Here is an 11,925-nt window from a genome sequence, read left to right as displayed (position 1 = left end):
CTCTATTATGTTAAATAATTAAGGATAAAAGCTTTATTACTAAATAGAACAGTTGCTTAAAGCAGTATAGAGTTAAGTTTGCATTTTAATATCAAGTTGTCTTTCAGCACCGATAATCACCATACGAATCCCATTTTCAAAAATGTCATCCGCATTCATATTTTGTAAGGTATTCACTCCTTGGAGCATGAGTGGATATATAGTTGGATCGGCTTCGAATGGTGGGTCTGATCTTATTTCTTCTTGCTGCTCCTCAAGGACCCACCCAACAATAAACCTTCCTAATGTCATAAGTAATGCAACTGCTTCAACAGGAGAAAACCCAGCATGAGATAACAGCGCAACTTGGGCCTCAATCGTGTTGAAATGTCCTTGACTGGGGCTAGTTCTTGCATGTAGACGAGCACCATCACGGTAAGCTAGTAGTGCTCGACGAAAGCTTACAGAATTAGCGAGCAACCAATCTTGCCATGTCATCCCATCGATGGGTAAAGAAACTAAATGGTGTTCATTTATAATGGTTTCCGCCATTGCTTCCATTAACAAGGATTTATTCTTGAAATGCCAATATAGAGTTGGAGATTTAATACCCAATCGTTGAGCTAGCTTGCGTGTGGTTATTGAATCTATGCCTTCTTCATTCAACATATCCAATGCGGTACGCAGGACTATTTCACGTGTCAGACGTTGAGGTGCAATATCTTTTTTACTCATAAATCTATCACTGATAGGGAGTGTGTGAGAGAATATTAATTCTATCATTGCTAGAGAAGGCATTTGTGAAGAAATCATTGAGCGTGATTTTAATCACTATATTTCTGGATGCTGTTGGGATTGGTTTAATTATGCCGATCTTGCCTGAATTATTACGGTCATTGGCTGGAGCTGAAGCAGGCGGTGTTCACTATGGTGCTTTATTAGCTGTGTATGCTCTGATGCAGTTCATTTTTGCACCTATCCTTGGAGCGTTGAGTGACCGATTTGGACGTCGACCTGTATTAATTATTTCAATTGCTGGTGCAACGGCTGATTATCTCCTAATGGCTGCTGCTCCTTCTCTATTGTGGCTATATATTGGTCGTATTTTTGCGGGAATTACAGGTGCCAACATGGCTGTTGCAACAGCTTATGTTTCAGATATTACTCCAGCCCATGAGCGTGCAAAAAGGTTTGGTCTCCTTGGAGCTGTCTTTGGTATTGGGTTTATAGCGGGTCCGGTAATAGGTGGAGTTTTGGGTGAATGGAACTTACATGCACCGTTCTTTGCTGCTGCTTTTATGAATGGGATTCTTTTAATAATGACAGCAGTCTTATTAAAAGAATCAAAACACAGCAATAAAATGACTGAGAAGGTTCAGGAGCAATCAATATTAAAGAAATTATCCTATTTGATCACTCAACCTAATATGGCTCCATTGCTTGGTATCTTTTTAATTATCACATTGGTTTCACAAGTCCCCGCAACTTTATGGGTTATCTATGGGCAGGATCGTTATGGCTGGAGTATATTTATTGCAGGTGTTTCCCTTGCTAGTTATGGAATATGCCATTCTATTGCACAGGCTTTTGCTATCGCCCCTATGGTAAAGAGGTTTGGAGAGAAAAATACGTTGTTATGTGGAATAGCTTGCGATGCAATTGGTTTACTTCTTTTATCTATTGCTGTTGAAGAATGGGTGCCTTTTGCGTTGTTACCATTGTTTGCCCTTGGTGGAGTAGCCGTTCCTGCTTTGCAAGCAATGATGTCCAGAGGTATTAGTGATGAAAGACAAGGTGAATTACAAGGGCTATTAAGCAGTTTTAATAGTCTGGGGGCTATAATTGGTCCTGTATTAGTTACTAGCCTCTATTTTATGACTCAGGCATCAGCTCCTGGAATGGTATGGGCATTAGCTGCAATACTTTATGTAATCACCCTACCCTTATTGCTTAAGTATCGCCTGAATAAATATTCTGGAGTTCCATAAAATATTTAATTTATTGGTTTAAAAACTAATGGATTCTATAGTTTATCTAAAATTAACATAATACACGTTATACGAATTCCCAAGGCATGGCTTTTAGTCATGCTTTTTTTATCAAAAGACTATACCTGAATGATAGCGAGCCAAATCGCATACAATATCTATCATTAGACTTAATGCAATAATTAAATGATAGTATTATCATTAATCTAATAGAATTAAGATTAAATGATAGAAATGAATACACGTATTTATCTACGAGCTTCAACTAAAGATCAAGATGCAGAAAGGGCTTTGCAGATTCTTCAGGATCTAAACCAAAACTTGAATTTGGGTGAAACCATTGTGTACGTGGAAAACTATAGTGGTACGAAGTTAGACCGACCTGAATTGAATAAGCTACTGTCAGAAGCAAATCAAGGTGACACATTGTTAGTTGAAAGTATTGACCGCTTATCACGCCTAACCCAACGAGATTTTCAAGAGCTGAAGCGCAGGATCCAGGAGAAGGGACTTCGTTTAGTCGTAGCAGATCTTCCTACTACCTACCAAATGATTCAAACCAGTGACAGCATTACTCATTCAATCTTGGAACTCATCAACAATATGTTGATTGATCTTCTGGCAACAATGGCCCGCCTAGACAATGAGAAACGTATAGAACGTATTAAGCAGGGCCTGGCACGTTCGGGTTACAAACCAACAGGCAAGAAGGCAAATGAGGCTAAACATAAACGAATAAAAGAATTGCTAGTAGTTGGCAATATGACTAAGGAAGAAATTGCCAAAGCAGTGAATTGTGGAGTTGCAACTGTCTATCGAGTTGCTAAAGTTATCTAAAAGAGGCTTATCTCAACGCGCCCCCAATGGGGCACCGCTGCATTCAGGTTACTTCACATAAGAAATTTTATGTTAAATGATTGTTAGAAATGCCCCTTGATCGAGGCATTTTCTATAAAGAATACTAAAAACTAATTAAAGCCAACCAAGTTTCAAAACAAGGCAGTTCTCAGCAATCATATTTTTAAATTATATAACTCCCAACTGAGCTTTTGCTCCAACGATAAGGCTTTCATTTTGAGTTTCTAAGGCAAATAAACCATACATCAAAGGAGAGGCCGCTGCTCTTTCTAAAGTCTGTTCATATAGTTTATTCCAAACTTTACCCCCTAGTTTTTCATACTCGATGATTAGAGTTTTGAGGCTTTCTTCTCCAAACAAAGTTACATGCCCAGCAAAATCAATCGCTGGGTCATCTATATGGGCTGTTGACCAATCAATAACGCCTGAAACAGCTCCATCCTTTGAAGCTAGTACATGCCCAGCATATAAATCGCCATGTATAAATTGGGTGAAATCTGCCCATAGAACATCATTATCCAACCATTTTCTGTAGCGGGTTTCCAATTGCTCACTTATACCAATTTCAGATTTTACTAACTGCAAATTGTTTGCTATTTCAGGTCTTAAATCTGAAGGTTTCATAATTTTCAAATCATTTTCCCGAACTTCTTTTTCAGGAATACTATGGATTTCAAATAAGGTTTTTGCCAAAGATGTTATGTATTTCGGGCTATCTTTGTCCATATTCCAAATTATTTCATAGGTTTCAGCATCCAAATTTAAAACAGGATTATCTTTAAGTATGGGATAAGCCACTAATTCTGTAGATGAAATTCTCCAATCAGGAACCTCTACAGAAAGATGTTTTTTTACCAATTCTAAAATGCGTTTTTCTTTCTTGATTTGTTCCCTCATGCCATCACGACGAGGAATACGCAGCAACCATTGTTGCCCCTTTGTATCAAGAGCAAAAACGACCTTAAAATCAATGCCCATTTCATTGAAATTCATTTTGTCCGTAAGCAACAAGCCGTGTGCTTCAGCAAGTGATTGAATATCTTGAATTGTCATTTTTAATTTCCTTTAAAGAGTTCAATAATTAATGTTCGGATTAGATTGGCTATCATTAACAATCTCTCTCAAAAGTCTTGATGATTTTGTGGTCTTTGATCTCGTAGATAATGTCAGCAATATTATCGACCAATTGCTTGTCATGAGATACGAAGATAATAGTTCCTGCATAGGACTTCATCATTGTTTCTAATGCGGCAATACTTTTTAGGTCAAGATAGTTTCCTGGTTCATCCATAAGCAAAATATTATATTTTCCTAAAAGCATTTTGGATAAAAGCAGTTTGATGATTTCACCTCCCGATAAGTCGGATAAGTTTTTTTGAATATCATTCGCTCCGATCCCCATTGAAGCCAATACTGCACGAATTTCCGCAACTGTGTACTCGCACTCTTCCTGCATAAAGGAGAGCACAGATTTATGCGTGTTAAATTTATATCCTGTTTGTGTAAAGTAGCCAATTTCAGCTTTTGGAGATATGGTTAATCCATCAGCACGTTCTGATATCATTTTTAACAAGGACGTTTTCCCTGTTCCATTCGATCCAGTTATAGCGACTTTAGCGCCAAGCGGTATTATAAAGTTAGCGTCATCAAAGATAGTACGGCTACCAAATTTTAAGCTCAGACCATCTGCCGTAATCGGGAACTTATTGTGCAGTTCTAGGGCTGAACTTTGACGAAAACGAATAGAACGCAAATGCTCTGGTGCTTGAATATCTTCTAATGCAGCCAAACGCTTTTCCATACTCTTAGCTGCCTGATACAGTTTTCTTTGCTTGGTGCCAGTCATTTTTGCATGCCCAAGTCGTCCAGCACTTTCGGTAGAGTTTTTGGATTTTTCTCCTTTTTTCTTATTGTCTAATCGATTAGCTTGCTGGCGTTTTTCTTGCACAGCAGATTCTAATCGCTCCCGTTCCTTCATCATCAGCTCATATTCTACGGCTTGGTGTTGTCGCTCTTCTTCTTTTTGACGCAAGTAATCCGAGTAACCACCCCAATATTCCGTAATTTTACCGTCTTTTAACTCCCATATCTTGTCTACAACCATATCAAGAAAATATCGGTCATGACTGATAACAAGTAATGCTCCATCAAATGCTTTAAGTTGACCAATAAGTAGATCTATTCCATTGAGATCAAGGTGGCTGGTTGGTTCATCCGCTAGAATGCCATGTACTTGTTGGGAAAATGCGGCAGCAATTTTTGCACGAGTTTCCTCTCCGCCACTCATTGTGTCGTTTTGTACATTGGAAACACCAAGGCGAGATAACATTGCCCGGTCTTCGACCGTTTCTATTTCGATTCCGCCCAGTTGGCTGATATGTGCAAAATCACCAAAACGCTGTAATGTCGCTTCGGCTAAAACAATTTCGCCATTAAGTACTTTGAGTAAACTACTCTTTCCTGCTCCGTTATCACCCACAAGACCAATACGGTCATAAGAGTGAATTTCCAATTCATCAATATCCAAAACATCACGCCCAGCATAATCCAAGCGTATGTTTCTCGCTTTAATAATTAAACTCATTTTTATTTACTCCTGTTTAGCTCTTGAAATTTTTTATGCAGCAAACAGGATTTAGGTGAAAACAAAAGCTAGCATCACAGTGTCCTCCCAAAAAAAAAGCTATTCATCCACAGGGTGGACAAATAGCTAGTCAATTAAGTTATAACTGGAAACTATGCACTAAAAGCATACTTATAAATTAAGCATACTTTTACTTTATATATCCGCATATATTCTTAAAGACACAACAAAAGCCCACCATTATAAAATAGTGTCACTATGCAAATAGTTGTGTCTTAACGAATGCGGATAGAATGCATAAACTTACCTAAAAAATAAAATTCAGTTTTATGATAACTTTACTGTTAAAAGAAGTCTAGACAACCTTGTTTTATGCTTGGATATAAGGCTTATTTTAAAATAATAGTAGTGAAGATTTTCTAAAATTAACATAATACACCTTATACGAAATCATTAATAAAACCTTAATATAATCAATGTATTATTCTGTACAAAAAAGCCTAAGAGACCACTCTTAGGCTTTTTCAGTGATTTTTCGTGTTCCACGCTCAATAACTAAGCAATGTTCCACAAGTTTATTCAGTTTTAATAAACCTCATCCAGTTTTTTGATGAGTCATTATTTCATGTGCTTGCACTGAAATTGGCTCATCAAAAAACTGGAGTCCTGGCTAACCATAAGGAAGGAAAAAACGGCTCAGGAAACCCCTTTTTTTAGGTTCAGGCTCAACGTGTTCTGGAACAGGGATACGTTTATTGTCTTTCTGAGGAGTAGTCAATCCGTCATAGTTTGACTCAGTCTGTGGCCGAGGATCTGTTGCTATATTCGAATTAGTAGATTCATTTAGTTGATTAATATTTTCTTGTTTTGGCTGTTCTAAGGTGCCCTTAAACTCAATTCTATGAGTAAGATCTTCAATATGTTGCATCAAAGACTTTTCTCTTTGATTTGCTAACTCTAACTGATTTTTGAGTAAAGAAATTTGATCTTTTAATACATTTTCAACTTCAGATTGAACGTGTACTTGTACATCCTTTTGAACTTGTTCAGTACGTGCACTGGACTGAACACCGACTGGATTGCCATAAACTCTGATAAGTTCAGACAAGTCTATAAGTCCATCATGATCTCTTGATAATTCACCACTTTTTAAAGCCTCGTATATTGTTGTACGTGATTTTTTAAAGGCTTTACTTGCGTCCATAACGCTAAATTTTGTTGTGTTCAATGGAATCCCTCAGTACGTGTACAAGGATGTTTATGTGAACATCCAATCTGAACATGAAGTTTATTTTGTATTAAAGCCTACTTTTTTTAGATATGGGAGTAGTTCTTCAAATTTTTGTGGATCTCGTAGCATTTCAGAAATTCGAACTGCAAATTGTGAGTAGCTTTCAGTACCTTGAGAATATTTATTCATCTCTGGAAGCTCAGACAGTTTACTGGCAAAAAGATGACGCTGTGCATCGGTAAATTTTGAGAAAATCTCAAGAGCAGTTTGCTCTTTGTTATGAGCTATAACGACTTTTTTCAGTTTAAAGTTGAATGAAAAACCAGAAATATTACGTCCCTTTTTATGTTGCTGACATTGGACGTTAATATCCGTGTGTTCATTAATTTGGGCAATAGCTAGATTTAATACTCGATCTTTGAAATTTCCCATTCTTGTATATTCATCATCAAGAACGCCTATTTTTTGTCTGAACTCTGCTAGTTCGATAATTGGAGTTTGACCCGTACTACGCCAAGCAATTAATAATTCATACAACCGCACAGCATAAGCACTGCTGAGATTACTAATCTGTTGTAACTCATATTTAGTGAATTGTTCTTCTAAACGTGTAATAAGTGGCACGATTGCAGGGGCAAATATTAACTTTACTGTAGCCTCATCATCGATATATCTAATCTCGCTCACCCAGCGACTTAAAACATTCTCTACATTTCCTCTTTTATTAATTTCTTGATAGCTAAATTGACGTACAAATAGATCCTTACAAGCATCTTTTAACGCTTGGTAAGCTGTTTGTCTTGCAACATTAAATTGATTTACATAACTCTCAGCATGCACTTCTAAGGGGTCATTTGCATTGATTCCTCGACCACTATCTCTTGCTTCGACGATAGCTAATAAGATCAAACGTTGTTCTACTAAGTCTAAGTTATAACTCGCATTAATTAAGGCATTATCTTTAACTACTAAGTCCCGCATTTTATTTGTCTACATTATTACTTATGAATATAAATCTATAATAATAAATATGCAGATTAATGCAAGGTAAACGTAGTTAAATCTACAAAAAAAAATAATGTAGATTATTGGTAGGTAAACGTAGTCATATTGGTAGGTAAACGTAGTCATATTGGTAGGTAAACGTAGTCATATTGGTAGGTAAACGTAGTCATATAAGATCTAGAAGCCTTTATTTACAAAGTCTTGAGCATGTCTAAAAGCATTTAAAAGCTTAAAAATAATTAAAAGCCCAGGGAGTAAAAAATTGCCCTTGGTTTTCGCTACGCTCAAACTCTATTGAATCTCGCTTTCGCTCGATTCGTTGGGGCAATTTTTGGTTAATATTTTCGTGACTTTTAGAAAAAGCAAAAGCAGCTCGGAATTCGCTTCGCTCATCAGCTTTTTTTCTCGCTACGCTCGGTTTAGGGATCAAACTTGGAAAGTTCGCACCCATGCGGGATGCTCTGTAGGGTAGGTGATTAATGGATAGGGAGCTTGTAATCAGGGAAAGGAAAGAGCAAATTTTCTCAGTTCGCTCGTAGACACTCGCTCTGTTTATCGACTCATGCCACGAGATTTCATTTTAGGCGCATGTTGCTGTGCTTTGAGCTGTTGTTCTTGTCTGAGTTTCATCTGTTGTTCTGCTTTGATCTCATTCACACATTTCTTAATAACTTGATAGGTTGAGTATAGAGTTTGGTATTGCTTGGCTTTGGCCGGATGTTGTTGTTGGTACTGCTTCCAGGCATGTTCTTTGAACTTTTCATTTTCCAATAAATCCTTCACACCATGTTTTTTCTGGTGTTCATGCTGACCTTTCAGCTTTTTGTGTTCCTGATAAATCTCGTCACGTTGGGCTTCCCAGGCTTTTTTTCCAAACAGTAAGGGTTTGTTCTGGGTTAATTCGTTGTGTTGATCGACCAGGCTTTGCAATCTGTCATGACTTTGCTTGAGTCGACTCTTCACGATGTCCTGGGCAAGCTGCTGATTGAACTCGTTTTCATGTTTTTGCATCTTGCCGAAGGTGTTTTCGGCCTTTTTAAAAACATCCTGCATAAATTCTAGGTCTAGATTCGCGTCTTTTGCGCTGATTTCGCGATTTAGCACTTTGCCAAGGGTTTCTCTCTGTTTTTCTTCAAACAGGGCTTTTTCGTCAATTGGTGGCGTTTTAGCACTATTTTTGATTTGGATCTGCTGTTCAGTTTTTAGTGTATTGAGTTTGATCTCATTTTCAGCAATCAGCAGATCCATATTTTTACCGTATTGCAGTTGAGCCTGATTTCTCTGTTTGATTTCATCATTGCTTCGGCTGATTTCGGTCTTAATCCCTTTCCGGCGCAGTTCGGTGACTTTCGGCCCTTCGTGCAGGGTAGCCTCTAGACCATTCTCCTGGTCCTTGTAGCTGCGGTGATCGACTCGGGCGGTGTATCCGGCCATGTCCAGGTGCATATTGCAGATATCGGCAAAGTGTTCGCGCCAGTATTCGATTTCTCCACTGTGTTTCTGATCCAGTTCCCGGGTTTTTTCTGTAAAACCCTCTGGCGTGAGTTTACGTGTGCTCATCAGGATATGGGCGTGATAATTGCGTTCATCACTGCCGGATCCAGTATGCGGTGCATGGATACAGGCATCGACGGCCACCTGATGTCTGTCCACGATACTGGCGCATAGCTCTTCGAGCATGGCCAGGCGTTGTTCCTGATTTAATTCACTTGGAAAAGCGATTTCAAATTCCCGGGCAACTGTCGAGTTTTTTCGGGTTTCCCGTTGTTCCACTTCGTTCCAGAGTTTTTCCCGATTTTTTAAATGCTCTGGTGCGCCTTTGGGTAAATAAATTTCTTTGTATTCCACACCAGTTTTTCGGCTGTAGTCATGTTCTCGGCCTTCACGTTCGCAATAAATCTTTTCACCGGCCCGATAGGCGATTGCAGCAGTGGCGGAACGCCCTGCTGATCGTGCTACGGTTTTGACTGAAAAGTGGTAAATCGCCATGCCTTTTTTCGCTTTTAAATTTTCACGTAGTGAAATACAACCGTGGATACGGTTGTCGGGGTATTGGGGTTTCCCCAATCGGACTTGCAAACGAAGTTTGCATAAGTGCGCTCTTCGAGGAAAACATTACTATACATATAGCACCTTGAATGCAGATTCAAGTGCGCTTATGTTAGGGATGGTTTCCCAGGATGATGGTATTGGATTAATGAGTGTTACTGAAATATTAGACAGTAAAATCAAGGCACAGGAAGAAAAGCTAAAGCAGTTAAAGGCTCAAAGACAGGCAGCACTGGCAAGAGAACGTGCCAAAGAGAAAGAACAGGCTCGAAAGGATGATACCAGACGCAAGATTTTAATCGGATCCTGCATGTTGAAAATTACCGAAGAAGATGAACAAGCCAGAGCAAAACTGATTGCTCAGATGGATAAATATTTAATGGATGAAAGAGATCGTAAGCTGTTTGATCTGCCCGCATTTAATTATTAATTTTTTGAAAAGATACATAGGAATTTGAAATGAGATTGCTAATTGCTTTAATTTTTCCCTGGCTGCTGTTTTTCACCATAGGGCGACCATTTGCAGGCATCATTTGTTTGCTACTTCAGATTACAGTTTTAGGTTGGATCCCGGCTGCCATCTGGGCGGTCTATGCTTTGTCGCAATACAAGACTGATCAGAAAATTAAAAGAACAATTCGCTCATCATAAATAGTGTAATTGTGTGATTTTTAGATCTGATTGATTTTGTGATTTCCATCACACTTATCCATGAGCGAATGATCAGATTGTGAAGATTATTTGAGCAATAAGTGATTTAATAAATCTTATAACAATAATTATAAAACTCCAGAGGTAAAGAAATTAATCCTCTAATTCTTAGTTAAAAAAATAATTAAAACAAGAATTAGAGGATTTCATTTTTTTATCGAATTCACTCTATTTTTTGCCACAAAGCTCCTATCCAATAAGGGTATGGGGCTACTTTTTTGACTTCGCATAAGAGATTTTATGTTAAATTTTTTATATCAAAATTTCAAAGTGTACTGATGAGTACACTTTGAATGGGTTCTAACACCCGAATTTCGTATATGAGATTTTATGTTAAATTTTTTATATTAAAATTTCAAAGTGTACTGATGAGTACACTTTGAATGGGTTCTAACACCCGAATTTCGTATATGAGATTTTATGTTAAATTTTTTATATCAAAATTTCAAAGTGTACTGATGAGTACACTTTGAATGGGTTCTAACACCCGAATTTCGTATATGAGATTTTATGTTAAATAAGATGGAACTTAGACAAAATTTTATTAATAGTTATGCATTCTGCACAGTTAGTTTTAGACCTAAAGCATTTACTACACGATTAATCGTATCAAAACGAGGTGCTGAATCTTGACGGAGTGCTTTGTAAAGTGCTTCACGTCCAATTCCTGCTTCTTTAGCGATTTGAGTCATACCACGAGCTTTAGCAATTACACCAAGTGCATGAGCTAGTTCAGCAGGGTCATTCTCTTCAAGAACCATATTAAGATACATTACAATATCTTCTTCACTCTTAAGTGCTTCTGCCATGTCAAAGCTAGGTAGATCAGCTATTTTAACCATTTTTCAATCCTCTAAAGATTTTGATAAATCAACAGCTCGTTCTATATCCTTTTGCTGTGTAGATTTATCACCACCTCCAAGCATCACAATGATTACATCACCATGTTTGATGTAATACATGCGCCAACCTGGTCCGAAGAACTCTCGCATTTCCCAAACACCTTCTTGAAGATGCTTTACATCGCCCCAATTACCACGCTGAACCTTATCTAATCTTCGATTCAGTTTAAGACGGGTCATACTGTCTTTAATGCTATCTAGCCATTCATCAAATTCAGGGAGACGTTTAATCTCGGTCATGAAAGTTCCTCTTTATTGTATTCGATCGAATACACAACATTATAATGAATATATTTTATGAGTAAATGAAATAATAAGAATATATTTTATCAATTGATTATTTAATAACCTATGTTCTTGGCAAAAGGTATCAAACCTGCTCATAAAAAAGCCGACTTGTTTCTAAGTCGGCTTTTTACTGTTTTTGAAGTCAGTCAAAATTTTATAACTATATGAAAAACAAGGATATTTTAAAAAGCATTTCGTATAACCTCTATTATGTTAAATAATTAAGGATAAAAGCTTTATTACTAAATAGAACAGTTGCTTAAAGCAGTATAGAGTTAAGTTTGCATTTTAATATCAAGTTGTCTTTCAGCACCGATAATCACCATACGA

The 11,925-nt window shown here is 37.5% G+C and carries 13 protein-coding genes; 4 read left to right on the top strand and 9 right to left on the bottom strand.

All coding sequences use genetic code 11. The features are described 5' to 3' along the window. Nucleotides 1–72: 72 nt before the first annotated feature. Nucleotides 73–714, bottom strand: a complete 642-nt coding sequence (locus FTU29_RS16305; protein ID WP_004787586.1) for a TetR/AcrR family transcriptional regulator C-terminal domain-containing protein — start codon at nucleotides 712–714, stop codon at nucleotides 73–75. Between the two features lie 65 nt (nucleotides 715–779). On the opposite strand from FTU29_RS16305, the gene tet(39) reads away from it, so the two are divergent. Both tet(39) and FTU29_RS16295 read left to right on the top strand, forming a co-directional pair. Continuing rightward, nucleotides 780–1,967, top strand: coding sequence for a tetracycline efflux MFS transporter Tet(39) (gene tet(39), locus FTU29_RS16300; RefSeq protein ID WP_087551687.1), 1,188 nt, complete (start codon nucleotides 780–782; stop codon nucleotides 1,965–1,967). 225 nt (nucleotides 1,968–2,192) lie between these two features. Then, nucleotides 2,193–2,804, top strand: a complete 612-nt coding sequence (locus tag FTU29_RS16295) for a recombinase family protein (protein WP_015060246.1) — start codon at nucleotides 2,193–2,195, stop codon at nucleotides 2,802–2,804. A 189-nt stretch (nucleotides 2,805–2,993) separates the two neighbouring features. Here the strand turns inward: FTU29_RS16295 and FTU29_RS16290 are convergent, their stop codons facing one another. From FTU29_RS16290 to mobQ, 6 genes are all read right to left on the bottom strand, one after another. After that, nucleotides 2,994–3,878 (bottom strand): Mph(E) family macrolide 2'-phosphotransferase, encoded by an 885-nt coding sequence (locus FTU29_RS16290; protein ID WP_000155092.1) that lies wholly within the window; start codon nucleotides 3,876–3,878, stop codon nucleotides 2,994–2,996. A 55-nt stretch (nucleotides 3,879–3,933) separates the two neighbouring features. Beyond that, nucleotides 3,934–5,409, bottom strand: a complete 1,476-nt coding sequence (msr(E), locus tag FTU29_RS16285) for an ABC-F type ribosomal protection protein Msr(E) (RefSeq protein ID WP_000052512.1) — start codon at nucleotides 5,407–5,409, stop codon at nucleotides 3,934–3,936. A 670-nt stretch (nucleotides 5,410–6,079) separates the two neighbouring features. Beyond that, nucleotides 6,080–6,637 (bottom strand): plasmid replication DNA-binding protein, encoded by a 558-nt coding sequence (locus FTU29_RS16280; RefSeq protein ID WP_227656918.1) that lies wholly within the window; start codon nucleotides 6,635–6,637, stop codon nucleotides 6,080–6,082. Nucleotides 6,638–6,697: 60 nt separating this feature from the next. Continuing rightward, entirely contained in the window at nucleotides 6,698–7,621 is a 924-nt protein-coding gene (gene repM / locus FTU29_RS16275) for a replication initiation protein RepM (protein ID WP_005021644.1), read from the bottom strand. Nucleotides 7,622–7,874: 253 nt separating this feature from the next. Continuing rightward, nucleotides 7,875–8,096 carry a hypothetical protein gene (locus FTU29_RS16270; protein WP_180122867.1) on the bottom strand — a complete coding sequence of 74 codons (222 nt, stop codon included), beginning with the start codon at nucleotides 8,094–8,096 and terminating at the stop codon, nucleotides 7,875–7,877. 101 nt (nucleotides 8,097–8,197) lie between these two features. Further along, nucleotides 8,198–9,634 carry a MobQ family relaxase gene (mobQ, locus tag FTU29_RS16265; RefSeq protein WP_180122869.1) on the bottom strand — a complete coding sequence of 479 codons (1,437 nt, stop codon included), beginning with the start codon at nucleotides 9,632–9,634 and terminating at the stop codon, nucleotides 8,198–8,200. A gap of 208 nt (nucleotides 9,635–9,842) precedes the next feature. Between mobQ and FTU29_RS16260 the strand changes: the two genes are divergently transcribed. Continuing rightward, complete coding sequence (locus FTU29_RS16260) at nucleotides 9,843–10,124, top strand: mobilization protein (RefSeq protein WP_147239659.1); 282 nt, start codon at nucleotides 9,843–9,845, stop codon at nucleotides 10,122–10,124. A 29-nt stretch (nucleotides 10,125–10,153) separates the two neighbouring features. Beyond that, the gene (locus tag FTU29_RS16255) at nucleotides 10,154–10,345 is read left to right on the top strand and encodes a YqaE/Pmp3 family membrane protein (protein WP_004728112.1); all 192 of its coding nucleotides are present in this window, start codon (nucleotides 10,154–10,156) and stop codon (nucleotides 10,343–10,345) included. A 611-nt stretch (nucleotides 10,346–10,956) separates the two neighbouring features. Here FTU29_RS16255 and FTU29_RS16250 read toward each other — a convergent pair. Further along, the gene (locus tag FTU29_RS16250; protein WP_004787581.1) at nucleotides 10,957–11,247 is read right to left on the bottom strand and encodes an addiction module antidote protein; all 291 of its coding nucleotides are present in this window, start codon (nucleotides 11,245–11,247) and stop codon (nucleotides 10,957–10,959) included. A gap of 3 nt (nucleotides 11,248–11,250) precedes the next feature. Further along, on the bottom strand, nucleotides 11,251–11,547 hold the full coding sequence (locus FTU29_RS16245; RefSeq protein ID WP_004787583.1) for a type II toxin-antitoxin system RelE/ParE family toxin: 297 nt from the start codon (nucleotides 11,545–11,547) through the stop codon (nucleotides 11,251–11,253). Nucleotides 11,548–11,925: the final 378 nt, after the last annotated feature.

The organism is Acinetobacter sp. YH12086 (assembly GCF_013419345.1).
In the GTDB taxonomy this organism is placed as follows: Bacteria; Pseudomonadota; Gammaproteobacteria; order Pseudomonadales; family Moraxellaceae; genus Acinetobacter; species Acinetobacter amyesii.
Note: the sequence above shows the minus strand (reverse complement) of the source record. Positions and strands in the feature narration are given on the sequence as shown.